Annotated in this window: 23 protein-coding genes; 16 read left to right on the top strand and 7 right to left on the bottom strand. The window is 63.9% G+C overall.

The window, feature by feature from the left end:
- Positions 1-3: 3 nt before the first annotated feature.
- Both P6U30_RS23280 and P6U30_RS23275 read right to left on the bottom strand, forming a co-directional pair.
- Positions 4-777, bottom strand: coding sequence for a crotonase/enoyl-CoA hydratase family protein (locus P6U30_RS23280; protein WP_407165235.1), 774 nt, complete (start codon positions 775-777; stop codon positions 4-6).
- 18 nt (positions 778-795) lie between these two features.
- The gene (locus P6U30_RS23275; protein ID WP_407170518.1) at positions 796-2,004 is read right to left on the bottom strand and encodes an ABC transporter substrate-binding protein; all 1,209 of its coding nucleotides are present in this window, start codon (positions 2,002-2,004) and stop codon (positions 796-798) included.
- Between the two features lie 177 nt (positions 2,005-2,181).
- Between P6U30_RS23275 and P6U30_RS23270 the strand changes: the two genes are divergently transcribed.
- Positions 2,182-2,823 carry a TetR/AcrR family transcriptional regulator gene (locus P6U30_RS23270; RefSeq protein WP_407165234.1) on the top strand — a complete coding sequence of 214 codons (642 nt, stop codon included), beginning with the start codon at positions 2,182-2,184 and terminating at the stop codon, positions 2,821-2,823.
- A complete protein-coding gene (locus P6U30_RS23265) occupies positions 2,820-3,872 on the top strand; it encodes a hypothetical protein (protein ID WP_407165233.1) in 1,053 nt (350 codons plus the stop codon). The genes P6U30_RS23270 and P6U30_RS23265 overlap by 4 nt, the downstream gene beginning before the upstream one ends.
- 147 nt (positions 3,873-4,019) lie before the next feature.
- Here P6U30_RS23265 and P6U30_RS23260 read toward each other — a convergent pair whose 3' ends face one another.
- The 3 genes from P6U30_RS23260 to P6U30_RS23250 form a co-directional block, all read right to left on the bottom strand.
- Positions 4,020-5,531, bottom strand: a complete 1,512-nt coding sequence (locus P6U30_RS23260) for a helicase HerA domain-containing protein (RefSeq protein WP_407165232.1) — start codon at positions 5,529-5,531, stop codon at positions 4,020-4,022.
- Between the two features lie 216 nt (positions 5,532-5,747).
- Entirely contained in the window at positions 5,748-7,481 is a 1,734-nt protein-coding gene (locus tag P6U30_RS23255; protein ID WP_407165231.1) for a sulfatase-like hydrolase/transferase, read from the bottom strand.
- A 102-nt stretch (positions 7,482-7,583) separates the two neighbouring features.
- Positions 7,584-8,786: an ABC transporter substrate-binding protein gene (locus P6U30_RS23250; RefSeq protein WP_407170517.1), complete on the bottom strand. Its 1,203-nt coding sequence runs from the start codon at positions 8,784-8,786 to the stop codon at positions 7,584-7,586.
- A 189-nt stretch (positions 8,787-8,975) separates the two neighbouring features.
- On the opposite strand from P6U30_RS23250, the gene P6U30_RS23245 reads away from it, so the two are divergent.
- Complete coding sequence (locus tag P6U30_RS23245) at positions 8,976-9,635, top strand: helix-turn-helix domain-containing protein (RefSeq protein WP_407165230.1); 660 nt, start codon at positions 8,976-8,978, stop codon at positions 9,633-9,635.
- Positions 9,636-9,638: 3 nt separating this feature from the next.
- Positions 9,639-10,076, top strand: coding sequence for a cupin domain-containing protein (locus tag P6U30_RS23240; RefSeq protein ID WP_407165229.1), 438 nt, complete (start codon positions 9,639-9,641; stop codon positions 10,074-10,076).
- A 128-nt stretch (positions 10,077-10,204) separates the two neighbouring features.
- Here P6U30_RS23240 and P6U30_RS23235 read toward each other — a convergent pair whose 3' ends face one another.
- Together P6U30_RS23235 and gspD are read right to left on the bottom strand one after the other, a co-directional pair.
- The gene (locus P6U30_RS23235; RefSeq protein ID WP_407165228.1) at positions 10,205-10,696 is read right to left on the bottom strand and encodes a tetratricopeptide repeat protein; all 492 of its coding nucleotides are present in this window, start codon (positions 10,694-10,696) and stop codon (positions 10,205-10,207) included.
- Between the two features lie 43 nt (positions 10,697-10,739).
- Positions 10,740-13,094, bottom strand: coding sequence for a type II secretion system secretin GspD (gene gspD / locus P6U30_RS23230; protein ID WP_407165227.1), 2,355 nt, complete (start codon positions 13,092-13,094; stop codon positions 10,740-10,742).
- Positions 13,095-13,437: 343 nt separating this feature from the next.
- Here gspD and P6U30_RS23225 point away from each other — a divergent pair, with 343 nt between their 5' ends.
- The 12 genes from P6U30_RS23225 (at position 13,438) to P6U30_RS23170 (ending at position 25,834) form a co-directional block, all read left to right on the top strand.
- The gene (locus P6U30_RS23225; protein WP_407165226.1) at positions 13,438-15,117 is read left to right on the top strand and encodes a GspE/PulE family protein; all 1,680 of its coding nucleotides are present in this window, start codon (positions 13,438-13,440) and stop codon (positions 15,115-15,117) included.
- Between the two features lie 4 nt (positions 15,118-15,121).
- Positions 15,122-16,333: a type II secretion system F family protein gene (locus P6U30_RS23220; protein ID WP_407170516.1), complete on the top strand. Its 1,212-nt coding sequence runs from the start codon at positions 15,122-15,124 to the stop codon at positions 16,331-16,333.
- 18 nt (positions 16,334-16,351) lie between these two features.
- Positions 16,352-16,858 carry a type II secretion system major pseudopilin GspG gene (gspG, locus tag P6U30_RS23215; RefSeq protein ID WP_407165225.1) on the top strand — a complete coding sequence of 169 codons (507 nt, stop codon included), beginning with the start codon at positions 16,352-16,354 and terminating at the stop codon, positions 16,856-16,858.
- The gene (locus P6U30_RS23210; protein WP_407165224.1) at positions 16,851-17,315 is read left to right on the top strand and encodes a Tfp pilus assembly protein FimT/FimU; all 465 of its coding nucleotides are present in this window, start codon (positions 16,851-16,853) and stop codon (positions 17,313-17,315) included. The genes gspG and P6U30_RS23210 overlap by 8 nt, the downstream gene beginning before the upstream one ends.
- Positions 17,287-17,703, top strand: a complete 417-nt coding sequence (locus P6U30_RS23205) for a prepilin-type N-terminal cleavage/methylation domain-containing protein (protein ID WP_407165223.1) — start codon at positions 17,287-17,289, stop codon at positions 17,701-17,703. Before P6U30_RS23210 ends, P6U30_RS23205 begins: the two co-directional genes overlap by 29 nt.
- An 8-nt stretch (positions 17,704-17,711) precedes the next feature.
- The gene (locus P6U30_RS23200) at positions 17,712-18,428 is read left to right on the top strand and encodes a type II secretion system protein J (protein ID WP_407165222.1); all 717 of its coding nucleotides are present in this window, start codon (positions 17,712-17,714) and stop codon (positions 18,426-18,428) included.
- Entirely contained in the window at positions 18,425-19,336 is a 912-nt protein-coding gene (locus P6U30_RS23195; RefSeq protein ID WP_407165221.1) for a general secretion pathway protein GspK, read from the top strand. Before P6U30_RS23200 ends, P6U30_RS23195 begins: the two co-directional genes overlap by 4 nt.
- Positions 19,336-20,406, top strand: a complete 1,071-nt coding sequence (locus tag P6U30_RS23190; protein WP_407165220.1) for a PilN domain-containing protein — start codon at positions 19,336-19,338, stop codon at positions 20,404-20,406. Before P6U30_RS23195 ends, P6U30_RS23190 begins: the two co-directional genes overlap by 1 nt.
- A 53-nt stretch (positions 20,407-20,459) precedes the next feature.
- Positions 20,460-20,960, top strand: a complete 501-nt coding sequence (gene gspM / locus P6U30_RS23185) for a type II secretion system protein GspM (RefSeq protein WP_407170515.1) — start codon at positions 20,460-20,462, stop codon at positions 20,958-20,960.
- Positions 20,957-21,604, top strand: a complete 648-nt coding sequence (locus tag P6U30_RS23180; RefSeq protein ID WP_407165219.1) for a hypothetical protein — start codon at positions 20,957-20,959, stop codon at positions 21,602-21,604. The genes gspM and P6U30_RS23180 overlap by 4 nt, the downstream gene beginning before the upstream one ends.
- Before the next feature lie 229 nt (positions 21,605-21,833).
- Positions 21,834-23,672, top strand: coding sequence for a multicopper oxidase family protein (locus P6U30_RS23175; protein WP_407165218.1), 1,839 nt, complete (start codon positions 21,834-21,836; stop codon positions 23,670-23,672).
- A complete protein-coding gene (locus P6U30_RS23170; RefSeq protein ID WP_407165217.1) occupies positions 23,672-25,834 on the top strand; it encodes an alkaline phosphatase family protein in 2,163 nt (720 codons plus the stop codon). The genes P6U30_RS23175 and P6U30_RS23170 overlap by 1 nt, the downstream gene beginning before the upstream one ends.
- Positions 25,835-25,982: the final 148 nt, after the last annotated feature.

Below are 25,982 nucleotides of genomic sequence, written 5' to 3'. Positions count from 1 at the left end.
GAACTATTCCTTCTCGATCGAGCCGTGACGCCCCGCGCCGGCTGCGAAGCGGGCAGCGCCACTGCGCGCTTCCTTCTGCCTCGCCTCGATCGACAGGCTGGTTTCAAGCGCGAGCGCCTGCTCCTCCGACAGATTCCATTGACGTATCGCGGACATCCTGTCCGAGCGCATGGCGATCTGGGGAAAGGCGGCGATCTCGCGCGCGAGCCCGATCGCCGCGGGCAGGGCTTGCCCGTTCGGCACCAGCCGGTCGGCGAGCCCCATCGCGACGGCTTCCGCTCCCGACACCTTCCTTGCGGTCAGCAGCATGTCGAGCGCGCGTCCGGTGCCGATCAGGCGCGGCAACCTCACCGTGGTGCCGTCGCTCATCGGAACGCCCCATCGCCGCGACAAGACGGCAAAGGTCGCGCCTTCCTCCGCGACGCGGAGGTCGCAGCGCAGCGCGACGCCGAGGCCGCCCGCGCACGCGTAGCCTGCCACCGCGGCGATGACCGGCTTCGAGAGCAGGTCATGGCACGGACCATCAGGATCGCCCGCCCACGGCCGGTACTCGCGACCCGCAGCAAGTTCCTTCAGGTCGGCGCCGGCGCAGAAGTTGCCTCCGGCACCGGTCAGGACCGCGACGGCCTGGTCCGGCGCCGCGTCAAACGCGCGTAGCGCAGCGGTCAGGGCCGAGGCCGTCTCGTTGTCGAGCGCATTGCGAACGTCCGGGCGGTTGATGGTGATGATCGTGATCGGACCATCGTTCTCGACAACAAGCTTGCGGTGATCCGTCATGCCCCGACACTCCCTGGCTCAATGGGTTTTCAGAAGAGGGCACTCGCTCTCGTCTGCGGGCCGCCATGCTTTCTCTCCGGGGATCGTTGCGACAATTTTCCAATAATCCCAGGGGCCCTTCGATTCCTCCGGCTTCTTCACCTCGGTCACGTAGAGATCGCGCAGCAGGCGACCGTCGGCGCGGATCCTGGCGCCGTGGGTGAAGGCATCCTCGACCGGCAGCTCACGCATCTTGGCGGCGACCTTGTCGCCATCGTCAGTTCCTGTCGCGGCGACCGCCTTCAAATAGTGGACCACGGAGCTATAGACGCCGGCCTGCACGATCGACGGCGGCCGTCCCATCTTGTCCCAGAAGCGCTTTGCGAATGCGCGGCTGCCGTCGTCGAGGTCATGATAGTAGGTCGTCGAGGAGACGAGGCCCTGTCCGTTCTTGAGGCCCATGGCGTCGACGTCGTTGATGAACATCAGGAAGGTGACGACCTGCGTATTCGGTCCGATCACGTTGTATTCCTGTGCCTGCTTGATCGCGTTGCTGGTATCGCTCCCGGCGGTCGCCAGCGCAAGCACCTTGGCGCCGGAGCCCTGCGCCTGCAACAGGAACGAGGAGAAGTCCGGCGTGTCGAGCGGCGAACGCACGCCGCCGATCACCTTGCCGCCGTCGGCGACGATGCGCTTCGTCGCCTCGCTCTCCATCGACTTGCCGAACGCGTAGTCGGCGGTGATGAAGAACCAGGTGTCGCCGCCGCGCTTCAACACGCCCGCCGGAGGAGCCGCGGCCAGCGCATAGGTGTCGTACATCCAGTGAAAGCTGTACGGCGAACAGGCCTTGCCGGTGATCTCGGCGGTGGCGGGGCCTGATAGCAGGATGATCTTCTTGCGCTCGCGCGACACGTTCTGCATCGCGAGCGCCGCCGCCGACGAGCCGCCGTCGGCGATGACGTCGACACCCTGGGCGTCGTATTCCTGGCGGGCGAGATTGGCTGCGATGTCCGGCTTGTTGGCGTGGTCGGCCGACACGATCTCGATCGGCGCGCCGGCGACCTTGCCGCCGAAATCCTCGGCCGCGAGCTGGGCCGCAAGGATCGAGCCCTTGCCGCCGGCATCCGCATAGATGCCGGTCATGTCGTTGAGGATGCCGATGCGCACGACGTTGTCGGACACCTGGGCCGTCGCGGTGGAAGCCGTCAGGATCGCCAGAAGCCCGGCGACCGCGGCGCCCGCTTTCATCTTTGCTGTCATTTTCCAACCTGCCTTTTCTTGTTGTGCGGCGATGACCGTGCCGTTCTCGACGAGGGGCGATCGGCCGTCACCGACCGACCCTCCTGCCTTAGATACCGAGTAGTATGTTGAAACCTACCGAGTAGTATGTTGTGATGTCAACGGTGCCGACGATAGGAGAGCCATGTGAGCAAGCTGGGCAGGATCGAGAGCAGCCAACCGCTGGCCGATCGCAGGGGCGATATTCTCGATGCTGCTGCGCGCGCCTTCATGCGCCAGGGCTTCGCCGCGACGTCGCTCGATCGGGTCAGCGACGAGATCGGCTCGACCAAAGGCGCGATCTATTACTACTACCGCAGCAAGTCGGAGCTGTTCTTTGCGGTGCACCGCCGCGGCATGGAGCTGACGGAAGCCGCGATCCGGCCGTCTTTCGACGCGAAATTGTCCGCGCGCGAACGGCTGCACGGCATGGCGGTCGCGCACACGATCCTGGTCATCGATCGCCTGCCGTATCTGCGCGTGATCGCGCAGGGGCTGGAATTGCATCTTCTGGAGCGCACCAACGAAAGCGAACGGGCGGAGCTTGCGGAGGTCGCCGCGCTGCGCGAGGCGAACGAGAACCTCTATATCCGCGTCATCAGAGATGGCGTTGAGTCCGGCGAGTTCAGGCCGGTGGATACGAAACTCGCGGCAAAGCCGCTGCTCGGCGCCCTGAACTGGACGTCGCGCTGGTACCAGCCGCGCTCGGGGGAAACACAGGCGGCGAAGAAGCGTCTCGCGGAGCAGATTGCCGACTTCGTGGTCGCCGGCTTGGAGAAGAAGAAATGAACCAGGGATCGGGCACCACCAAGGACGACATCGCGGCCTATCGCGCGATCGAGCTGATCTATCACTCCTACCTGACGGGGCTGATCCTGATGATCTCGTCCCGCGTCGGTGCTATCCGCGCCGCCGACGTGGTGTTCAGGACGTTCAGGCGCCAGCAGCTGGCACGTTTCGTTCCGGGCCTGAAGAAGCTCGGCCTCGATCAGCTTCCTCATGCGGTCGCTTGTGCGCAATATCACTATCTGTCGAACCAGGTCGGCGGCGTGAAGGTCGAGTACGTCTACGAAAGCGACACAAAGGCCTGGGTGCGCTATCCGCCGCCGCGGTGGATCTGGTCGGGGACGGCGATCTGCGGCATCCCCTCCGAGGTGTCGCGCGCGATGTTGTGGGGATGGCACGCCAACAACGGCGTCGTCCTCGGCAATCCGAGACTGGGGTTTGTATGCACGGGCCAGACCGTGGACGGACAGCCCGGCCTCGAAGGCTACTACAAGGAGTGGAATCACGACCTCGCTCCCGAGGAGCGCTTGCAGTTTTCGCCCGGTGAGCGCTGCCCTCCGTTCCGGGCCGATCTCGCCCCGCGGCTCCCCGAAAATGCCTGGCCCGAAGCGCGGCTGCAGAAGGTGCTGCGCAACTATGCGATGGAGTACATCACCTCGATCGTTCCGGAGACGATCGCGGTGCTCGGGCCCGAGATGGGCGGCCATCTCGCCGGCGCGGCCGCGCGTCTGGTCGGAATGCACACCTTTGACGAGGTCGCATCGCTGCTAGGAGGCGTCGGCCCGGGAGCCGCCGGGTTCGCGGCGGCGTTCGCCAGGCTTGCGGCCGGGCAGGGCGACGATGCGCAACTGCTGATGGAACGCGGCCTCGCAACCGTCCGGCAGACCTCATGGCGGCTGATGGCGGAACGCGAGGCTTTGTCTTCGGCCATCTTTGACGCATGGAATGAGCTGTGGATTGGAGCCGCGCTGGCGCATGACCGCTTCATTCGCGTCGACGTCACCGAGCGCCGCGATCGCGGCGACGCATCGTGGTGTTGGCAATTTCGCTAGAGCATGATCCGGAAAAGTGTGAAGCGGTTTTCCGAAAAGATCATGCTCAAGCAAAGAGCTAAAGCGCGATGAGGATTCAACTCAATCTCGTCGCGCTTTAAGCGGGCAAGGACGGAGGAGATTCAGCCTCGCCCGCCCGACCTCGCATCATTGAGCCAAGCTGGTTGGGTCTGCTTCGGCGGGCAGCTCCTCGGCAGTTGGATCACCCGGAGCCGTCGCCCAGGCCAGTTCGACGAGCGTCACGATTCGCCGGCCGGCGCCGTCAAGTTGGCAGACGATGAGGCCTTGCTCCTCGATGTAGGTCAGCAAACGACGGGCGCGACGAAACGAGTGTGTGCCATAGGCACGGGCAATCGCGGCATCGCTTGGACAGGGCCGGCCCTCCTTCGCTGCGCGGGCGATCATCATGAACACACCCTGCATGTCCTCGGGCAGGATGGAAGCGCGGACCGAGACATCCTGCCACGCGTCATCCTCTGCCATGTCGGTGGCAAGCCCGGCGCGGGCGTGCGTCAGCATGCGCCGGAAGTCGCCAAGGTCGGGCACGGCCGCGCCGAGGCCCTCGATCCGGCAGCGGACCACGAACTCCTGATAGAGGACGCCGATGGCGCGGAAACCCGCGTCAGGCTCGGCCAGGATGGCGCACAGGATCCGATCGAGCCGCGCCCGTCGCTCGGCCAATTCCTCAGCGCTGAGGCCCTGCTCCACGACGTCGGGACGCATCTCCGCCGCTGCGGACTTCGCGGCCATGAGTTGACCGAGCAGATCTGGCGCCGGCCGGCGCTGGGGCCGGCTATGTTCGGGGGGCGGTGCTGCAAGGATAACGGCCCGCGCGTCCTCCAGCGCCGCTCCAGGAAGCGGAACGAGTCTCGCCGGCGCATTGCGCGGTTGGGTTTCGGTAGCACCGATGCGCAGACCCACGGGACGACGGGAGAGGGCTGGGCCCAGCGCCATGAATTGACCGCGTTCGAGATCGCGGAAGGCTTCGGCCTGTCGGCGCTCCATGCCCAGGAGGTCGGCGGCGCGCGCCATGTCGATATCCAGGAAGGTGCGGCCCATCAGGAAATTCGAGGCCTCCGCCGCGACGTTCTTGGCAAGCTTTGCCAGTCGCTGGGTTGCGATCACGCCCGCCAGACCACGTTTGCGGCCGCGGCACATCAGATTCGTCATGGCCCCGAGCGACAATTTGCGCGCCTCGTCGGACACCTCTCCGGCAACCGCCGGCGCGAAGAGCTGGGCCTCATCGACCACCACCAGCATCGGATACCAGTGATCACGGGCGATCTCGAACAGACCGTTCAGATAGGCGGCGGCGCGCCGCATCTGGTTCTCGGCATCGAGCCCTTCGAGATTGAGCACCGTGGAGACACGATGAACGCGCGCGCGTTCGCCGGCGACCTGCAGGCCTCGTTCGGTATGGTCCTCGGCGTCGATGACGAGATGACCAAAACGTTCGGCCAGCGTGACGAAGTCACCTTCCGGGTCAACGATGGTCTGCTGCACCCATGGGGCACTCTGCTCCAGCAACCGGCGCAGCAGATGGGACTTGCCGGACCCCGAATTGCCCTGCACCAGCAGCCGCGTTGCCAGCAGTTCCTCGAGGTCCAGAGTGGCCGAGCCGCCCGCCGTCGTATGCCCCATCTCGATCGCAACGGTCATGTCTCGACTCAAAGTCTCCTTGCGAGTGGGGCTTATCAACCTGATCGCGGCCAGTCGAGCGCCTCATGTTTCGGAGGACGGGCCGGTGTGGACGCAGGGCAACGCCGTTTTGGACAGGAGGAGAATCCGCCGCAATCTCCATCGACCAAAAGACTGTGGATTGCGCAGATAATTGCAGGCGTTTCGCTCGACGCGGCGGTATCCCGAATACGCCGATTAACGTGCAGGTGGAACGTTCGGCACGAGATCAATCAGGCCGAGATCCACCAGTGTACGATGGAACTGGCGTTTCCGTTCGGAAGCCGAGCCAAAGTAGGCTTCCCTGCAATCGTCCAGCAAGCTCGCGCGGGTTGAGAACACCGGGTCAAGCGGAAGCCCCGCGTGTTGCAAGGCAACGGTCCCAAGAAAGGCGATGTCGAGATCTGCGCCGCGTCCGGAGCCAAATGGCGTCCGGGACATATTCAAAGCCTCTATCGCATAAAATGTCGTGAACGCGTCTCGCGCATCTCCCCGGCACGTGAGCCGGTGGGCGATCCGTCGCGTCAATACCGGTTGGTGATCCCCATAATGGACAATCAGCATGGGGCGTCCCGGGAAACGGCTTGCCAGCCTGCGCTTGAGTTTCTGCCAGGTGGAAGCGGTCTTAGCCAGTCGCGCGTAATACTCGGCGTAGCCGGCATCGGGGAGGCTCGCCGCGGCAAAGGCGCGCTGCTTCTCAAATTGTCCAGCCGGCACGAGCCGGCGATCGTGCGGGCCGTGATTGAAGTTGGTCAGCACGTAGAGAAAGTGCGGTGCCGGATGATCGGTAACGCTCTTGATGTGGGCGTCGATCACCGCATCCAGAAACATTGCATCGGAATTTGTCGCCTCGAAGCATCGGGCATCGAACGGAGGCGGAAGGTCTTCGATGAACATCCGCTCATGTATGCCGATCGAGCTGTAGAATCGGTCGTAGCTAAGGAAGCCGCGACGACAGCTCGACATGAGTGTCGTGCGATAGCCGAGCGATGCCAAGGAATGGGGAAGGCTGCTGTGGAATCGGCCGGCACCCTTCTTGAAGAGATAGTACGCGCTGGACCCGAAACTCGCGCTCGAAAGGCCGGTCAAGAGGCTGAATTCGGACTGCCAGGAGCCTCCGCCAAAGATGTCGACGTTGAGACGCCCATGTTGACCATCTGCGGGCGACAGCAGCTCTTCAACGATTGGCTCGACGGGCAGTCCGAAGATGCGCGGGTCGAACACCGACTCGTGCTGGATGATGATAATGTCAGGAGAGTCGTCTGACCGCGCAGGTGTCGCCTCCTTCAGCGGCAGCGGGTCGTTGGCGATATCGCTCAGCGCGAGGCCGCCGAACTGCCGCCAGCACACACGATCGACGAGCGAAGCCATGAAGGTCGAGTAGAAGCCGCGCCGCTGCGTCAACATCAGCCGCGACGGCGCGACGCCGCCTTTCGTCGCGACAGCAGCGGCGAAGCCAATGACAGCAACGTTGAATAGCAGGAGTCGAAACGCCAGCGAGATCGGTGGCCCGGCAGCGTAGAGCAGCACCGCAATCGAAACGGCAACGAACAGGACAATGCTGACGAGCATTCCCAACATCATGCGTGGATATTGCAGCGCAAGGAATGGGACGGTGCCTGCAAACACCAGCGGTAAATCCGAAATGGTCAGTTTGAGGGCGCTGTGATCGAACTTTACCGTGGATGCTCCGGCAATGGCGATCGCCACTATGCCAGCCAACAGGATCGCTCTGTCGAAATCGGCGACAAAGATCAGCAAGAGAGCTGCGTTACAAAGCAGCGCCGCGATGGCAAACGGGAGGTGTTCAGTGCTGCGTTCGGTCAGCGCCACGGCGCCGACCACTGCCACAACTATCAGCGTCGAGCCCATGGGATCAGGATGCCCTTGGCAAGCGGCTTCCGCAATGCTGCTATTGGCCCGTTCGGCCACAAGTCCTGTCGACGCCCGTCGGCCCAAGCCGACCGGTGCATCGCAGCAAACGCCATCCGGGGATCGTGGCGGACAGCGGTACGCCGTCCGCCACCGGCGTCGTCACTGCGAGACCAGCTCGCAGCCGCCTTCGCTGAGCGGGCGGAACGCCTGCGCTGCGGGGATCGTCGCGACGATATCGTAGTAATCCCAACGCCGGGTCGAGGCCGCCGGCGTCTTGACGCGCGCCAGGTACATGTCGTGCACGAACTGACCATCGGCGCGGACCGTGCCATGAGCGAACGCGTCGGCGACCGGCAGCTCGCGGATCTTGGCCGCGACCGCGAGGCCGTCGTCGGAGTTCGCCGCCTGGACGGCGCGCAAGTAGTGGCGCACGGCGGAATAGATGCCGGCCTGCGTCATGGTCGGCATCCGCCCGTACTTCTCGAAGAACGTGTTGGCCCACGCCCGCGACTCCGCATCGCGGTCCCAGTAGAAGGCGGTGATGAACTGCAAGTTCTGCGCGGAGGCGAGGCCCATCGCATCGACGTCGGTGAGAAATACGGTCGGCGCCACCAAAGTCTGGCCGCGGGTGATGCCGAACTCGGCGGCTTGCTTCACCGAGTTGGTCATGTCGGCGCCGGCGTTGGCGAGTGCGATCACCCTGGCGCCGGATGCCTGCGCCTGCAGCAGCACGGAGCTGAAGTCCGCGGTGTTGAGGGGGTGGCGCACCTCGCCGACGATCTTGCCTCCGCCGCTCTCGACCGCCTGGCGCATGTCGGCAGCGAAGGCATGGCCGAACGAATAGTCCACCGTGATCAGGAACCAACTGTCGAGCTTCTGCGCCGTGAGGGCCCGTGCGAGACCGTAGCCGTTGGTGTAGCTGGTGTAGACCCACTGGAACGAGGTGCGGGTGCAGGCCTTGCCGGTGAAGTCGGATGACGCTGACGCGTTCAACACGATCTTGTTGCGCTCCTTGGCCAGCGCGGTCACGGCGAAACCGACGCCGGAATTGGAAATGTCGGCGACGGCGTCGACCTTCTCGGTGTCGAACCAGCGCCGCACGATGCCGAGCCCGATGTCCGGCTTGTTCTGGTGATCGGCCGAGACGATCTCCACCGGCACGCCGCCGATGTTGTTGTCGAATTCCTGCGCCGCCATCCTCGCTGCGACGACCGAGCCTTCGCCGCCGAGGTCGGCATAGGCGCCCGAGCGGTCGTTGAGAATCCCGATGCGGATGACGTTGTCCGACATCGTGGCGTGCGCGAACGGGATCTGCAACAGCATGGCGGTGGTCGCCGCGCACAGGGTGGTTTTGAAAGGCATCGTCATGTCAGGGGTTTCCTCCAGGGTATTGTTTGCTCTTCGTTTTGATTGCGTGATACGCAACTTGCTCGCGCGCCAACGTTCGGGATGACGGATTTCTCCGAAGAATTCCGCACATCGGCTGCAAGCTAATTGCCTATAGGGCAATTTATGTTGACAAGGAAGCAAATTGGCGGGAGGATGGGAGCAATGAGGACGCAGGACGAGACGCTGGCGAGGCTTGGCGCACGCATTCGCTCACTGCGGGAGGAGCGCGGCATGAAATTGAAGGAGCTCGCCGACGTGACGGGGCTGTCCGACGCCTTCGTGTCGCGCCTCGAGCGCGGCCAGGTCTCGAGCTCCGTTGCCAACCTGATCCAGATCGCCCAGGCGCTCGACATAGGTGTCAGCGAGCTTTTCGCCGCGCCACAGGACCCGTCGCGCAGCCATGTCACGGTGCATCGGCACGGTGACGACGGTGAGGACCAGAGCATCCCGAGCACCGGCTATCGCTGGCGATTGTTTGCCGGCGGCATGCCGAACGACGATCTCGAGGTGTTTCACCTCTCGTTTCCGCGAAAGAACCGGATGGACCTGATGGTGTCGCATCCGGGGCAGGAATATTGCTATGTGATCAGCGGGCGCATCCGCTTCCACGTCGGCGCCGAGGTGTTCGATCTGGCGCCCGGCGAAGGCATCTTCCTGAATTCCGAGCTGCCGCACCGCGCCGACAATATCAGCGAGGATGAGGCGCGCATCCTGATGGTGGTCGCGAAATCACCGCAGAAGGCCGAGCATTTCGATTGGTGGCGCGTGCCGAGCGCCGCCGCTCCAGTCCGATCAAGCAAGAGCAAGCCCCAAGGAGATTGATCCATGCAGACGGCAACCGGGACCGGCAGGCACCTGCCTTATGAGGCGAAGCACATCGACGATGTGGAATGGGAGACCATCCGCTGGCCCGGCGAGACCGGCAAGATGCTGTTTCATCCGCGGCCGGAGCGGCCGACCGAACCGAATGCCGGCATCCTGCGGCTCGAGCCCGGTGCGCATCATCCAATCCACAATCACGATTTCGCACAGGTCTGGTACATCCTGAGCGGCGAATTCAAGATCGACGACAAGCTCCATACGCCGGGCACGATGATCTTCCATCCGGATCCGCATTTCGAAGGCAAGTTCGAGACGTCAACGGGCGGCGAGATCCTGATCGTGCAGTATCCTGGTCCGACCACCGGCGGGCGACCAATCTATGCGGGGCGCTTCAACATGGAGCAGCGTCGCGATATCTCCGAAGAGCGGACCGATCTCTGATCGATCGATGCAGCAGACCGCAGACCCCACGAGGCTGACCATTTACCTCGTCATCGTTTGTTGGCCTCGGCGATGATGCGGACCGCTGGACCCGTATCGCGACCAGATGAGCGTGAGCCGTTGCGGATCTAGGGAAAAGCTGGAGCGCCGGGCAACCAACTCAGGGCGAGTCGTTGTCCGACGATGATTTCATCGCGCGACAGCTTTGAGGCGACCGCATCGCGAAGTCGCGTGTAAACATCGCGCGTGTGGCCTTGCGACCGGGCCGCCGCGAGATTGAGCCATTTGTAGGCCTGGATGAAGTCCTGATGCGCACCGTGGCCTTTGTCGTACATCAATCCGAGCATGGCTTGCGCGAACGGATCGCCTCCAGTTGCGCCCTGGCAATAGAGATCGAATGCGGCATCATAGGCCTGCGGGACGCCGAAGCCATGCTCATACATGAAGCCGAGCAGGCCGAGCGCTCTTGGATTGCCCCGCGCGGCGAGCGGCGACAATTCCCGCACGGCCCGGAGATAGTCGGCACGGTCGAGCGCCGCGACGCCGCGGCTGAGCGCGTCCGCGCGAGCAACGGGCAGGCCGCCGCAGACGGCGAGCGCAACTCCCAGGGCAGCCGGCAAGCAGTGCCGCAGAGCACGTCGGAGTGACGCCGGACGGCTGGTGTCAATGGTAGCTGGTCGTGATTGGAGCATTGGTGTTCGTGGTCGCGATCGTTCCGCGCAGTTTGGATCGAAGTTCTTCGGCCACGACATGCGCGTCCGAGCCATCGCGTATGATCTGCGGCCTGATGAAGATGATCAGTTCGGTTCGCTCGGTGTTGTTGGACTGATGGCCGAACGCGTCGCCAAGTCCGGGTATCTGGTCGAGCACGGGGATCGCATTGCGCGCGCCGGTCTGTTGCTCCCTGATCAGGCCGGCCAAAAGCACGGTCTGGCCGTTCGCAACCGCGATCTGGCTCTTGACCCGGCGCTCCGAGATGGTCGGCGTCAGGTTGGGGGTGCTGGCTGTTCCCGTGTTCGGCACGTTGCTGATCTCTTGCTCGATGTCGAGCCGGACCGTGCCGTTGACGCTGACGCGGGGCGAGACACGCAAGATGATGCCGGTGTTACGATAGTCGATGGTGTTGACGACGGTGTTGCTGGTGGTCAGCACGGTGGCGCTGCCCGTTGAAACAGGCACCACGTCGCCCACCTGCAGGGTTGCGACCTGATTGTTGACCACGACCAGCGAGGGATTGGACAGCACCTTCACGTTGGTGACGGCATGCAGCGCATCGAGAATGAGACTTGGCTGCGTCGCCGAACCGACCAGGAAATTGAAGCCGGGAAAGGCCTGGTTGATGAAGGCGTTGGTCAAAGACCCCGTCACGGAGGCAACGCCTGTGCTGGCATCGATGGTGGTTGCGGGCGCCTGCGTCGCCTGGGTATTGAGGATCGATCCGGAGTTCGGACGCAATCCGAGATTCTGCCCGGTGATGTAGGCCTGCACGCCGTAGGAGAGGGTATTGTTGAGCGTCACCTCGGCGATCGTCGCATCGATCGCGACCTGCACCTGTGGCTGGTCGATCTGCAGCAAGGTCGACTCGATGATCCGGTAGTTCGCCTGATCGGCGTAAATCAGCAGCGAGTTGTTGGTGGCGTCCGGAGTGATCCGGACGTCCTGCAGCATCGGCTGGCCATTGCCCGACGGCGTCGCGCCATGGCCGGCGTCGAGCGCGCCGCCATTGGTGCCGGAGGCATTTGCGCCTTGCGCGCCAAGGCCGGCCGCGCTGCCATTCGCAGTGCCTCCGCGCGCAGCAAAACTGTTGGCGGTGGCGGGATTGTTGGCATTGAGCGACAGGCGGTCGGCGCTTGACGTCGCCGACGTGCCCGAGCCGGGCGCAACTTGGTTGTCGGCACTGTCAAGCAGGCTCGAGGCGCTCGAGCCGCCGAGGAACATGTCGGTCAAGACGCGCGCGATCTGGCGGGCTTCGCCGTATTTCACGTGATAGACATGAACGCTGGTGCGCGCGGTGTCGGCGTGATCAAGCCGCTTGATCCACGTCGCGGCGGTGCGCAGCATGTCAGGGCGCTTGCTCACCACCATGATGGCGTTCAGCCGGGCGATCGGCTCGAACTTGACGACGTTTTGGCTGAGACCGTTCTCGCCGGAATCGACGATCTTCTCCAGTTCGGCGATGATCGGCGCCGGAGGGCCGCTCGAGATCGGAAAAATTCCGACCGACTGACCGCGCATCCAGTCGACGTCGAAGCTCATCGCCGTATCGACCGCGGTGCGGCGCTCGGCGCCGGTGCCCTGGATCAGGAGCAGGTTGCGCGTGGTGTCGGCGCGCACCGTGCCGGCCCGGGTGGCAAAACTATCCATCAGCTTTAGCAGCGTCTGGGCCGACACATATTGTAGCGGCACCACCGACACCCCGAAGCCCGGCTCGGGACGTGCCGCCGCGGCATCAACGCGACCGGCGCCGACCGCATCGCCCAGCGGCGTCAGGCGATAGCCGGAGGCATCGTGAAGCAGCACCACGCCGCTGAGCCGCAGTGCATCCTCCAGCACAAAGATGATGTCCGACTTCGACACCGGCCTGACCGACACGAGGCTCACCGTACCCTGCACCCGCGGATCGATGGTGTAACCGACCTGGAGGATGTCGCCGAGCACGACCTTGGCAACGGTTGCGACCGGCGTGTTCTCGAAATTCAGGTCGAAGCCGTTGCCGCTCGACGTCGGTTGCGGCCGGTCATCGGAAACAGCCGTGATCGCTGCGCCTTCATAGATCGCCGGGGAGCCGGCGCGGTTGCTGCCAGCCGCGGCGGACCCGTTACCCACCGGCTGAGACTGACGCGGCAACAGGTCGATCGAGCGAATCTTGTCCGTAATGTCGAGCTGGGAGCCGTCGACGCTGGAGCCGACGGTCGCGGAATTGCAGGACTCCAGGAGCGTCAGCGAAGACAGAAGAAGGACCGCCGCCATGCCACGACGGATCGCCGGATGACGGCTAAGCTTGGTGACACGCATCATAAGACTTCGCCGTTCCGACTACCGGTGTTTTGTGGATCGTTTGTGACGATCTGATTGTGTCACCTCTCCGGGATTGAATTCTTAGCGATCGAACATGACAGAAATAAATTGGTCGCTACATCGACCGGTGGTTTGTGGACCTATGTTGATTTCAGATGATGTCGGCGTTCGCCGGTGACTACCGATCGTTGAACGCTTTTTGGGCGGTGGCGGCGCGCGAAGCTTCGTACGGCTGTCATACTTCGGGTCAATAACATCCCGGATAGCTGGTAACCGCACGCATCGCCTTCGACGGCCCATGACACGGCGGCCTAGCTCAAAGCTTGCGCCTCCGGAGCGACGTATGGCTGGCGACTTATCCTCGCAGTTTGCTGAACATCTCCGTCAAGCCAAGCACTTGACGGTGGTCGATGGCCGCGACGATGCCGCGGGTCAGCTTGGTGCCGATCAGCGACGGGCCAAGCTGTGGGAGCTCGTGGACCTGTCGGCGGGGGAGTTCGCCGACGAGGCCGCACGTTTTCATGGGCATGAGCGGGTGACGTTGCAGGACATGATGTCGGCGGCATCGCTGGCATCGTCGTTCTCGCCGCGCTTCCTGAGGGAAACCGTTGTCTTTCCGTATCGTTCGCCGGAAGGCGAAGCGGTGCTCGCCGTGGCTGACCCGACCGATCAATCCGCGCAACGTGCGGCGCAAATCGTGCTCGGCACGGGCGTCGCCATCAAGGTTGCGACCTCCGAAGATCTGGCGGTGGTCCTCGATCAGCGTCTGGAGCAGCAAGAGGCCGAAGCCAGCGATGCCCTGCCGGCGCAGCTTCGCGAGGACGACATCGAGAGCCTGCGCGACCTCGCAAGCGGCGCGCCGGTGGTGCGCGCGGTCAACGATCTGCTTGAAAAGGCGGTCGAACTGCGCGCCAGCGACATTCACATCGAGCCCTTCCAAAGCGGCCTCGTGGTGCGCATGCGCATCGATGGCCTGCTGCGATCTGTCTCTGCGCCGGCCAATGTGCTACCGCAGGCGGTCATTTCCCGTATCAAGATCGTGGCCAACCTCAACATTGCCGAGCGGCGACTGCCGCAGGACGGCGCCGCGCGCTTGAGAGCCGGTCGGGCCGACATCGATATCCGCGTCGCCATCATGCCGATGCAGCACGGCGAGTCGGCGGTGATCCGCATTCTGCCCAAGGATCGCGGGCTGCTCGTCGTTGACAAGCTGGGATTTTCTCCTCCCGACGAAGCGAGGTTGCGGCGGTTGCTGAAATTGCCGCACGGCATGATCGTCGTCACCGGTCCGACCGGCAGCGGCAAGACCACGACGCTCGCCACCGTGCTGTCGATCCTCAACGAACCGATCCGCAAGATCCTGACCATCGAGGATCCCGTCGAATACGAAATCCCCGGAATCAATCAGGCGCAGGTCAAGCCGGCCATCGGCCTGACCTTTGCGGCGGCGCTGCGCTCGTTTGTTCGCCAGGATCCGGACGTGATCATGGTCGGAGAAATCCGCGATTCCGAGACGGCGCATGTCGCGGTTCATGCCGCGCTGACCGGGCATCTGGTGCTCACCACGCTGCATACCGAGACGGCCGCGGCTGCGGTGCCCCGTCTGCTTGATCTTGGTGTCGAGGGATATCTTTTGCGTTCGGTGCTGCGCGCGGTGATCGCGCAGCGGCTGGTTCGCCAACTCTGCGAGCGCTGCAAGGCACCCCGCGTGCTCGCCGATGCCGATCTTGCCGAAGACCCGCGGCTTGGCGCATTCGGCTTCCATTGCGGCGATGTGATCCATGACCCCGTTGGTTGCGAACGCTGCGGCGGCACGGGCTATCGCGGCCGCCTCGGCGTCTTCGAGGTGCTGGAGCTCACCGGCGAGCTTAGCGAACTGATCGGCGACAAGACGGATGGACGGAAGATCGACGAGATGGCGATCCAGGGTGGCATGACGACGATGCTCGACGACGGCGTGGTCAAGTGCCGTGCGGGCCTGACATCGCCTGCCGAAATCCTCCGTGTCACAACCCTGCGGTGATGCCGTGCCGAACTTCCGCTACCGGGCGTTGACACAGAACGGCGAGATCGTGATCGGCACGATCTCGGCGCCGACCTCGGCCGAGGTCGCACGCCGCATTGAATATCTGCGGTTGCTTCCGATCGAGACGACCGAAGACAAGCGGTCGCCCTCGGGCGCCATGGCCTACGGACTGTTCGGCCGGCCAAGTGCCGCCGAGATCACCACCTTCACGCGCGACCTTGCGCTGCTGCTGAAGGCAGGCGCAAGGCTCGACGATGCGCTCGAGCTGCTGGCCGGCGATGCCGATGTCGGACGGTTGCGTCCCGTGGTCGCCAAGCTTCGCGCCTCGCTGCTCACGGGCGAAAGCCTGGCCGATGCCATCGCCAATCATCCCGCGCTGTTCTCGCCGATGTATGCCGCGCTGGTCCGCGTCGGGGAGGTGTCGGGCACGCTCGATCAGGTGCTGGACATGCTTGGCGCGGAGCGTGCACGCTCGGAGCAGATGCGACGCAAGCTGACGGATGCGATGCAATATCCGGCTTTCGTGCTGGTCGCGTCGGCTTGCGTCATGCTGTTCTTTATTCTGTTCGTGCTGCCCCAGTTCTCGTCGGTGCTGCAGGATTTCGGCAGCAAGTCGGATACGACGCTGGGCGCCTTCATCAAGCTGTCGGATTTTCTGCGTGCCAACGCGACCCCGGCGATGCTGGTCTCCGCGGCCACAATCGCCGGCGGCTGGGGGCTGTTGCGCCGGCCCGGCACGCGCGCGGCGATGGTGAGCGGCCTGTCGCGCTTGCCTGGTGTCAGCAGCATTTTCCAGTTCTATCGCAGCAGCCTGTTCTGCCGGAATCTCGGCGTCTTGCTCGGCAGCGGTGTCAACCTCACGGCGACCCTGCGCATCCTCGTCGATATCATGGCGGTGACCGGGAACGAGCAAAGCTGGAGCGCGGCGGCCGACCGCGTGCGGCACGGCGGAAAACTGTCGGACGCGCTTGCGGTTGCCAACAGCCTGCCGCCGATGGCGGTGCGCATGCTGCGGCTGGGCGAGGAGACCGGGCAGTTGCCGACGCTCGCCGGCCGCGTCGCCGAATTCTATGAGGCCAAGCTGCAGCGCAGCCTCGACCGCATTGTCGGCATTGTCGGGCCGCTCGCCATCATTTCCATCAGCACGGTCGTCGGGGGCCTGATCGTGTCGGTCATGACAGCGTTGCTGTCGGTTACGCAACTGGTCAACTAGGCCGGAGGGTGGTTCACCATGATCTCATTCAAATATATCGGCGAGCATCTCATCGACGGAACGGCCCGACAGCGCGCCAGACGTGAAGGCTCGCGCGCCAGCGAGGCCGGCTTTACCCTCGTCGAAATGCTGGTCGTGATCGCGATCATCGGTCTCATCATGGGCTTGATTGGACCGCGCGTGCTCAATTATCTCAGTGAGTCCAAGGTCAAGGCGGCGAGGATTCAACTGCAGAGCTTTGCGAGCGCCCTCGACCTCTACTATCTCGATGCCGGCCGATATCCGTCGAGCGCGGAGGGATTGGCTGCACTGGTGCGGTCGACCCCGGGCGTCGCAGCCTGGAACGGGCCCTATCTCAAGGGTGGCAGCGTTCCCAACGATCCGTGGAGCCATGCCTATATCTATCGCTCACCGGGCGAGCACGGCCCCTATGACATCGTCTCCTACGGATCGGATGGTCAGGAAGGGGGCAGCGGCACGGCCGCCGACATCTCGCTGGAAAAGCTCACTGCGAAGAATGAATAGATCGGCGGAACAAGGCTTCACCTTGCTCGAGATGGTCTGCGTGCTCGCGATCATCGCGCTGCTTTCGGCCGTCTTGCTGCCCTTCGTTCCGCGCGAGACCTCGCGTTCGCGACTGGAGGCCTATGCCTTGCAGGCGGCGACGCTCCTGAAGGGGGACCGCGATGCCGCGATCCGCCGGCAGGTCAGCGTCGCGACGCTGGTCGATGCCGAGGGGCGCATGATCCGGTCCGGCGCCTCGCAACGCGCGATCCGGATTCCGGAAGACGTGCGCTTTGATGCGGTGCTGCCGGAGACGTGCCAGCGGCAGGCTGCGGTGTCGACCATTCGCTTTCTAGCCAATGGCACGTCGTGCGGCGGCACCATCGCCTTGACGCGTTTCGACGCAGGCTATGAGGTTCGCGTCAACTGGCTGACCGGGAGGGTCGAGATTGTTCCCCGCCACGTCGCCATCAACTGAACGCCGTGACGCCGGCTTCACCATCATCGAGGTGCTGGTGGCGCTGGCGCTCGTCGCCGTCGTGATCGTTGCCATCGGCTCGGTGATGGGCACCAACGTACGCGGGGTGCGTTCGCTGGAGCGACATGTCGCGCTGATGCAGGCCACGCGCACCGCGATGGCCGCAGCGATTCCGCCGCGCGATCAGCTTCGGCAGGGAACCTCGTCAGGGCAGGCCGACGGCTACGGCTGGACGGTCGACGTCACTCCACTTGGCGGTGACTGGACGGTTCCGGATTCCGACGTGGCCTGGATACCCGAGCTTGTCAGGGTGCGCGTCAGATCGCCCAGCGGAGCCACATCGGACGTTCGTACGGTGCGCTTGATGAAAAAGGTCGCCTCCCAATGACGGCGGTGATGGCGACCCGGCGCGAGCGTGAGGCTGGCTTTACCTTGATCGAAGCCATTGTGGCGCTGGCGTTGATGGGCCTCGTGTTGTCGGCGCTTGCCAGCATCACCGCGCAATGGCTGCCGAACTGGAATCGGGGAATTGACCGGGTCCAGCGCGATGAAGTGATTGGTACGGCGCTGCAGCGCATTGCGGCTGACCTCGCCGCAGCCGAGTATGTTCCCGCCAATCGCGAATCCCGCCGTCCACTGTTCGATGGCTCGGAGCTCTCGATCACCTTCGTACGCACTGCGATTGGCCCCAACGCGGGGCCAGGGCTCGACGTCGTGCATCTCGGCGAGAGCTCCGATCGCCGAGAGTTCGTGACGGTGCGCTCGCGGACGCGGTTTGGGCCGCTGCCGGCCGGCTCGTCGCTGTCCGAGCAGTTGCATTTCCGCGATCCCGTGGTGTTGTTGCGCTCGTCGTTTCGACTGTCCTTTGCCTATGCGGGGCCGGACCGGGTCTGGAAAAGCACATGGCGCGAGGCCGAGCAATTGCCCGTCATGATCAAGCTGACCATCCGGGACGCCGCCAGCCAGCGCGTGCTCTCGGTCTCGACCATTGCGCCGGTCCATGCCCAGGTGCCGAGCGATTGCACGCGGCCGGACGGTAACTGCACCGACAAGCCGAACAACCCCGGCAGCGGCGGGCCGGCCAACGCCGTCGGGCAGGGAGGTCAGTTATGACCAGTGCGCGACGCGCTGCCGATGAGTCCCAACGCGGGTTCGTGATCGTTGTGGTGCTGTGGATTCTCCTGACGCTGTCATCGCTGGCGATGATCTTTACGCTCTATCTGTCGGCATCGGCTCGCGCGATGTCGCTCGGCGACACCGCCCTGCAGAATGAAGCATTGGTATCAGCCGGCGTCGAGCTCACGGCCTATCAGTTGATCCTGGCCAGCGACGATGCAAGGCCGGCGCAGGGTTCATTCCATTTCCGGATGGACGACGCCGATGTCGGCGTGACCTTCACCTCGGAAGCGGCTCGGATCGATCTCAATCTTGCGTCGAAAGAGGTGCTCGCCGCGTTTCTGGCTGGGCTCGGTGCCAGCAAGGACGCTGCCAACGAGGATGCTGACCGCATCGTCGGCTGGCGCACCCGTCCCGCGCCGGGCAGCACCAACGAAGAGGCGGCGCGCTACGCGGCCTTGGGGTACACGCCACGGCAGTCGTTGTTCACGCATGTCAATGAGCTTGCCCTGGTCGCTGGGCTTCCGCCGGCACTCGTCGATCGCGCTTTGCCGTTTGTTACTATCTTCAACGGGTCGGCGGATATCGATGCGACGATCGCGGCGCCGGAAGTGGTCGCGGCCTTCGCAAAACGCTCCAGTGCAGGCGCGGATCCATTCGGCAGTGCGATCAGACCTTCGAACGATCCGCTTGCCGGTGCCGACCCGTCCGTTCCGGCGAAGAGCAACCTGCCGAAAGCCAAGAGCCCGTGCTACCGCGTCGAAACGACGATCGGCTTTGCCAACGGCCGGCGCGCCACGTCGGAAGTGGTGATTGCTCTCGGCGACAAGCGCGAGCCCTATCGCGTGCTGTCGTGGCAGGACGATGTCGAATCCGCTCACCTGCCTCTTCGCCGGAGGTCCTGATGGCGCTGATATCGGACGCGAAATCGTTCCTGACCGAATGGATCGAGGCGGTGAGCCGCGCGATCGACGCGATGGCTGGCCGCTTCGGCCGCGCGCCACGCATCGAGCTCGTGGAACACGATGACGGCACGTTCACGGCAAGTGCGAGCAACGCGAAGGGCGGGGTCGATCTGCCCGACCTGTCCTTCCGTTTCGATGGCGACGCGCCGGACCCGCCGCTGCCGGAGACGTGGAACGTCGCGTTCCGGGGAAGCCGCATCGAGGCGCTGCTGCGCGCGGATCACGTCATGACCGACCAGCTCGATTTCCCGAGCAAGGCGGCCGATTTCCTCGATGGAATGATCAGGGCTCAGGTCGATCGTTTGACGCCATGGTCGGCCAATGATGCGGTGTTCGGCTGGGGGGCACCCACGTCTGCTGCGAATGACCGGATCGAGGTGAGCTTTGCGGCAACGTCGAGAGAGAAGGTCGCGCCGCTGTTGCGGTTCGCTGAGGCCGTCGGCGCTGCATCGGTTGCGATCTTGGCGCCAGCCGATCCGTCCGCGCCGATCAAGTTGCTGGACCGGCCGCTGCGCAGCGTGATCAGCGCCGCGGTCAACGTGCCCCGATTGCTGCGCGGCATCCTGCTGTCGAGCGCGCTCGCCGCGGCCGCGTCGCTCCTGGTCAGTGCTTATCTTGGCGGCTCGCTGCAATCGGAGCTCGACGACCTGCAGCAGCATATCGCCCAGCGCCGCGCCGCATTGCGTCTTGGCACGAACGGCTCTGCGTCAGGGCTCGGCCTGCTCGCCAAGCGCAAGCAAACCACGCCATCGAGCGTCATGGTGCTGGAGGCGATCTCGCGGGCGTTGCCCGATTCCACCTATGTGACGGAATTGCGGATCGAGGGGGACAAGATCCAGATCGTCGGGATGACCCAGGATGCCCCCTCGCTGATCCGCTTGATCGAGCAGTCCTCCCCACAATTCACCCGCGCCACCTTCTTTGCGCCCACCACGCATGCGGCGAACGAGCCCGGCGAACGATTCCACATTGAAGCTCACATCACCGCCTATTTCGGATCAGGCTCGTGAATATCCAGTCCACACCCTTAAGGTTGGTAACGTCCTCGCCGCTCTTGGCGGCGGTGGCCTATGTCGGCCTGGTCATCATGCTGCTGTTCACCGTGGTGACGTCGATCTCCGATCTGATCGACCAGCGCAGCGAGGTCGCTGCCGCCGTGACCATGCTGGAGCAACTCGGGGGGCACCGCGCGGCGGCCAAGCCGAATGCAGAGGGTGCGATGCCGGCCGGGTCGCCGTACCTCGAGGGCGCCACCGTCACGATTGCAGGCGCGACTTTGTTGCAGCGGGTGGCGAACGCCGTCACGAAATTCGGCGGCAACGTGTTGTCGACACAGCTTGACGTGCAGAGCTCATCGAGCAAGCCGGGATTCCTCAGCATGATCGCGAGCTGTGAGATCGAGCAGCCTCAATTGCAGGAGCTGCTTTACGATATCGAGGCGGGAATGCCGTTCCTGTTTGTCGATCAGTTGGTGGTCCAGACCCCGACAACCTCATCCGGGTCGCAGCCCGGCAAGTTACGGGTTCTGCTGGGAGTGTCCGGGCAATGGCGAGGCGCCAAATGAACCGCAGCTTTATCACTATCATTCTGATAGTGGCGCTTGGGCTGTCGCTCCATGTTGCCAGGGCGGCGACGGTCGCAATCACGACCGACGACCTCGACGCCGGCATTGCCGAGGAGACGCGGCTTGGGGGGCCGGCCGCGCCGCGTTCGAGCGAACCGGTGACGTCCGTTCGTGTTGTTGCCCCGCCGCCGGCGCAAGAGCAGCCGCTGAGCGCCAACCCGCTATGGGCGATACCGCTCGCTCGATTGTCGGGAACGCGCGATCGTCCGATTTTTTCGCCGTCGCGGCGGCCGCCGCCTGTGGTCGCCTCGGAGCCTGCGGCCGCGCCGCCACCCGCGCCGCCGCGGAAGAAGGAAATCCGACCGCCACCGTTGTCGCTGGTTGGAACGATCGCAAGCGACGACGAGAGCTTTGGCATCTTTCTCGATCAGTCGACCAAGCAGGCCCTGCGCTTGAAGCTCGGCGAAAACTATCAAGGCTGGAAGCTGCTTACGATCCAGGGCCGCGAGGTCACGATGGAAATGGATCACGAGGCAGCGATACTGACGTTGCCGCAACCCGGCGAACACGCCAATGCGCCAGTGCTGGTGACGCCGGTCAGCGCCGACGGCTCGACGCCGCAGGCCGAGCTGAGGCGGCGATGAAACGTCAATTTGCTGCGCGGCTGCGCTTCGCCCCCGGGAGACGTGGCCTGTCAGCATCGTGAAAGTGTTCCGCGCTGAAATGCCGCAATCCACTGTCATTTGGCTGTTAGAAACCTGCCAGATTCCCGCAACAACGCGCATGTAGCGTTGCGAGGTCAAACAGAACACTCGTTGGCGACTGCGGTCGCGAGGCTGGCTGGCGCCATGCGTGGCGTGAGCGTGCCTTTGCATGGCCGCGGCGCATGGGCAGGATGGCGTGCTTCGACGATACTCGACAATTTCTTGTGTCATCGTCGCGGCCGGCATCGGGCTCGCCACGAGTGGCATAACCGCCTGGCTGGGCGCGGCGGAGCTGCCCGGCTCGCCGCGCGCGCAGCATGATGTGTGCGCCCGACCGGAGCCTGGAAGCGCGATCGCCGAACCGGCGGAGCTGCGGAGTCGCGACGGAATCCTCGAGGTCGATCTCAGCGAACATGACGAGCGGCTGCCGGACGGGACGAGCCGGTACTGCTACGTGACGTCCGACGGGAAGTCGTCGCCGACCTTGCGCGTGAAGCCGGGCGATCAGCTCGTCATCCATTTCAAGAACGACCTTGTTGACCTTGCTGCCACAACGCCCGTGATTGATCGGGCACTCGCCGGTGGACCGATTTGCACGGCGAAGCAGGAGGCGGATCCTTGCGAGAGCGGCGCAATGACGCCGGTGTCTACCAATCTGCACTTCCACGGGCTGACAGTGCCGCCGGTGTGTCACCAGGACGATGTGCTGAAGACATCAATCCAGCCCGACGATAAGCCATTCGAGTATCGCCTGCGCATTCCTGACGATGCGCCGCCAGGGCTCTACTGGTATCACCCGCATCTTCACGGCTTCAGCAAGACGCAGGTGCTCGGCGGCGCCTCCGGCGCCCTGATCGTCGAAGGCATCGAACGTGCCGACCCATCGCTTGCCGGATTGCCCGAGCGCGTGCTCGTGATCCGCGACCAGGATCTGGTCAACCCCGACGCGCCGCCGTCGAAGTTCGAGCCGGTGATGTCGAAGAGCCAGCTCGACAATGACGGGGACGTTGCCAACTCCGGCACCGGATTCGGCAAGCCATCGAAGGACCTGTCCGTCAATTTCGTGCCGGTGCCGTATCCGAACTACCCGCCGGCGACGCTCTCGATGCAGCCGGGAGAGCGCCAGCTATGGCGTGTTCTGAACGCGTCCGCGATCACGTATCTCAACCTCGCTTTGCTGGTCGGCCGCGCGCCGCAGCAGATCGGCGTGGTCGGTATCGACGGTATCCCGCTGCGCTTCCAGGGCAGCCCGTCGTCGGCGGTGCAATGGGTCAATCATATCGGCTTGCCGCCTGGCTCTCGCGCCGAGTTCGTCGTCGAAGGTCCGCCGGCGGGAGCGTCCGCATTGCTGGTGACGCGCGCCGTCGATACCGGGCCAGCCGGCGAGAACGACCCGAACCGCGCGCTGATGGCGATCAGGGGCACGGTAGATGCGGGCGAGCCGCAAGCGACACTGCCGATCGCAGCGGAGCCGTTGCCGCCGCCCGATCGGCCATGGGTTGGCGATGTTGCACCGGTGCGCATCAGGAAGCTGTTCTTCTCCGAGCGACCGGAGAACCCGAACGATCCGAACAGTCCCACGCAATTCTTTCTCACCATCGACGGAAACACGCCAAAGCCGTTCGATCCGCAGTCCGACGTCCCCGACATCGAGGTGAGGCAGGGCGATGTCGAGGACTGGATCATCGAGAACCGCTCGATGGAGCTGCATGATTTCCATATCCACCAGCTTCACTTCCAGTTGCGCGACTGGTCCGGCATCGCGGTCAACGAGCCGTTCCTGCGCGATACGGTGAACGTTCCCTATTACAACGGCCGAATGCTGAAATATCCCAGCGTGCGACTGCGCATGGATTTCCGCGATCCCAACATCGTCGGCACCTTCGTCTATCACTGTCACGTCCTCGAGCATGAGGATGGCGGCATGATGGGACGGATCAAGGTGGTGCCGAGGAATACCGCAACGTCAACGACGTCGTCCGACCAACAGAAGAGAGGAGAGCTTTGATGCGCGACAAGCACACGTCACGTTGGCTGCAGGGGTGCCGCCTTACGCTCAGCGCGCTGGCGCTGGGTCAGTTCACTGCAAGTCCCGTGCTTGCGGAAGAGTGGGGGCACCACGGTGGCCATGAGACGAGGACGCCGATCAAGCATGCGATCGTGATCATCGGCGAGAACCGCAGCTTCGATCATGTGTTCGCCACCTATGTGCCAAACCGGCCTGGCGAGAGTGTGATGAACCTGCTGTCGCAGGGCATCGTCAAGCTCGATCAGAACAAGAACGCAGTCCCCGGGCCCAATTTCGAAAAGGCACATCAGCTCTCCGCCACCGACACCGGCCTGAACGATGCGTTCCTGCTGAGCCCGCCGAAGCAGACCTTCCCCAAGGATCAATTGCCGGCTCCGCTGGTGGGCGGTCCCAAGGACTCCTACATCCCCAATCAGTGCGGAAGCTCGCCGATCACGACCTGCGAGGCGTCCCTGGCGCTGGCGCAGCAATCCGAATCCGGCCTCCCATCCGAGTACTACCAGTATCTTTTGACCGGCGGCACCGGGCAGACGTCGAAGACGCCCGACCAGCGCATCACGAATGTCAGTGCGCTGCCGGCCGGCCCGTTCCAGCTCACCAACGGCGATGCCATGCCCTACGACGCCTATGCGGCAAGCCCGGTGCATCGCTTCTATCAGATGTGGCAGCAGCTCAACTGCAACACCTCCGCCGCCAGCCGCGACAATCCGTCGGGCTGCAACGGCAACCTGTTCGCCTGGGTCGAGGTGACGGTCGGTGCTGGCAGCAATGGCGCGCAGCCGCCTTCCAACTTCTCGACGGAGTATTCGCCGACCGCGACGACCACGGGCGAGGGGTCGACCGCGCTCGGCTTCTACAACGTGCAGAAAGGCGACGTGCCTTACTTCACAAGTCTCGCGCAGAAATACGCGATGAGCGACAATTTCCACCAGTCCGTCAACGGCGGCACCGGGGCCAATCACATCATGTTCGGACACGCCGACATGATCTATTTCAGCGACACCTATGGCAATCCGGTCGCGCCGCCGGACGGCACGCAGGTTTTCGGCGGCACTCCCGACGCCGGTACGGTCCATGAGATCGAGAATCCGAACCCGGCGATGGGCACCAACAATTGGTACATCCAGGATGGCTACGGCGCGGGCGGCAATGGCGGCTCTCCGCCGCCTTATTCGACGAACCCGGTCTCCGGCGGCGGCTCCTACAGCAACTGCTCGGATGCCGGCCAGCCCGGCGTCAAGCCGATCCTCGACTATCTGAAATCGGTCCGGATCAAAGCGAATTGCGAGCCGGGTCACTACTATCTGTTGAACAACTACAATCCCGGTTATTTCGGCAACGGCAAGAACGCCTATACCGACACCAACCCGTCCAACACGCCGTTTACGATCCCGCCGTCGACGAGAAAGAGCATCGGCGACAGCCTGAACGAGAAGCACATCTCGTGGAAGTATTACGGCGACCAGTGGAACAACTATGTCAACGATCCCTACCAGCTCAACTGGGGCGTAGCCGGACCCACCGCCGACGAATATTGCAACATCTGCAATCCGTTCCAGTACGACACGTCGATCATGTCGCATCCGGATCAGGTTGCCGCCCACATCCAGGACACGGTCAATCTGTACTCGGATATCTCCAAGCACACTCTGCCGGCCGTTTCGATCGTGAAGCCGAGCGGCTACACCGACGGTCATCCGGCCTCTTCCAAGCTCAACCTGTTCGAAGGCTTCGTGAAGAAGATCGTCGATCAGGTCGAGGCCTCGGACTACGCCGACGACACCGCGATCTTCATCACCTTCGACGAAGGCGGCGGTTACTTCGACTCGGGCTACGTGCAGCCGCTCGATTTCTTCGGCGACGGCACCCGCATCCCGTTGATCGTGGTCTCACCGTTCGTGAAGCAGGGGCACATCTCGCATGCCTATGCCGATCATGTCTCGATCGTCAAATTCATCGAGCGGAATTGGCGCCTGGAGCCGATTACAAACCGCAGCCGCGACAACTTTCCGAACCCGGTTGCCGCACCGGGCAACGCCTACGTTCCGGTGAACAGCCCGGCGCTGAGCGATCTGTTCGACCTCTTCGACTTCGACGACGGCCACCACCACGGTGGCCATGGCGAAGGTTGGGATCACTGACATCAGCCAGTGCTTTAGCCACGCGTTCGGTTCACCTCTCCCCAACGGGGAGAGGTCGATTTTCGGAAGCAAATCGGGTGAGGGGCTGCGGCGCTAACGAGGGACCGTAATCCCTCACCCGGCGCTGCGCCGTAGCCGAAGCAGCGCT

The sequence above is a fragment of the Bradyrhizobium sp. ORS 111 genome, assembly GCF_045571485.1.
Classification (GTDB): domain Bacteria; phylum Pseudomonadota; class Alphaproteobacteria; order Rhizobiales; family Xanthobacteraceae; genus Bradyrhizobium.
Note: the sequence above shows the minus strand (reverse complement) of the source record. Positions and strands in the feature narration are given on the sequence as shown.

Excerpts from the sequence above, each read along its gene's own strand:
- P6U30_RS23210 (WP_407165224.1), top strand. The coding sequence starts at position 16,851 with ATGAATAGATCGGCGGAACAAGGCTTCACCTTGCTCGAGATGGTCTGC.
- P6U30_RS23170 (WP_407165217.1), top strand. The coding sequence starts at position 23,672 with ATGCGCGACAAGCACACGTCACGTTGGCTGCAGGGGTGCCGCCTTACG.
- P6U30_RS23280 (WP_407165235.1), bottom strand. The coding sequence starts at position 777 with ATGACGGATCACCGCAAGCTTGTTGTCGAGAACGATGGTCCGATCACG.
- gspG (WP_407165225.1), top strand. The coding sequence starts at position 16,352 with ATGATCTCATTCAAATATATCGGCGAGCATCTCATCGACGGAACGGCC.
- P6U30_RS23225 (WP_407165226.1), top strand. The coding sequence starts at position 13,438 with ATGGCTGGCGACTTATCCTCGCAGTTTGCTGAACATCTCCGTCAAGCC.
- P6U30_RS23195 (WP_407165221.1), top strand. The coding sequence starts at position 18,425 with ATGACCAGTGCGCGACGCGCTGCCGATGAGTCCCAACGCGGGTTCGTG.
- P6U30_RS23265 (WP_407165233.1), top strand. The coding sequence starts at position 2,820 with ATGAACCAGGGATCGGGCACCACCAAGGACGACATCGCGGCCTATCGC.
- gspD (WP_407165227.1), bottom strand. The coding sequence starts at position 13,094 with ATGATGCGTGTCACCAAGCTTAGCCGTCATCCGGCGATCCGTCGTGGC.
- P6U30_RS23180 (WP_407165219.1), top strand. The coding sequence starts at position 20,957 with ATGAACCGCAGCTTTATCACTATCATTCTGATAGTGGCGCTTGGGCTG.
- P6U30_RS23245 (WP_407165230.1), top strand. The coding sequence starts at position 8,976 with ATGAGGACGCAGGACGAGACGCTGGCGAGGCTTGGCGCACGCATTCGC.
- P6U30_RS23190 (WP_407165220.1), top strand. The coding sequence starts at position 19,336 with ATGGCGCTGATATCGGACGCGAAATCGTTCCTGACCGAATGGATCGAG.
- P6U30_RS23260 (WP_407165232.1), bottom strand. The coding sequence starts at position 5,531 with ATGACCGTTGCGATCGAGATGGGGCATACGACGGCGGGCGGCTCGGCC.
- P6U30_RS23250 (WP_407170517.1), bottom strand. The coding sequence starts at position 8,786 with ATGCCTTTCAAAACCACCCTGTGCGCGGCGACCACCGCCATGCTGTTG.
- P6U30_RS23275 (WP_407170518.1), bottom strand. The coding sequence starts at position 2,004 with ATGAAAGCGGGCGCCGCGGTCGCCGGGCTTCTGGCGATCCTGACGGCT.
- P6U30_RS23175 (WP_407165218.1), top strand. The coding sequence starts at position 21,834 with ATGGCCGCGGCGCATGGGCAGGATGGCGTGCTTCGACGATACTCGACA.
- P6U30_RS23240 (WP_407165229.1), top strand. The coding sequence starts at position 9,639 with ATGCAGACGGCAACCGGGACCGGCAGGCACCTGCCTTATGAGGCGAAG.
- P6U30_RS23200 (WP_407165222.1), top strand. The coding sequence starts at position 17,712 with ATGGCGACCCGGCGCGAGCGTGAGGCTGGCTTTACCTTGATCGAAGCC.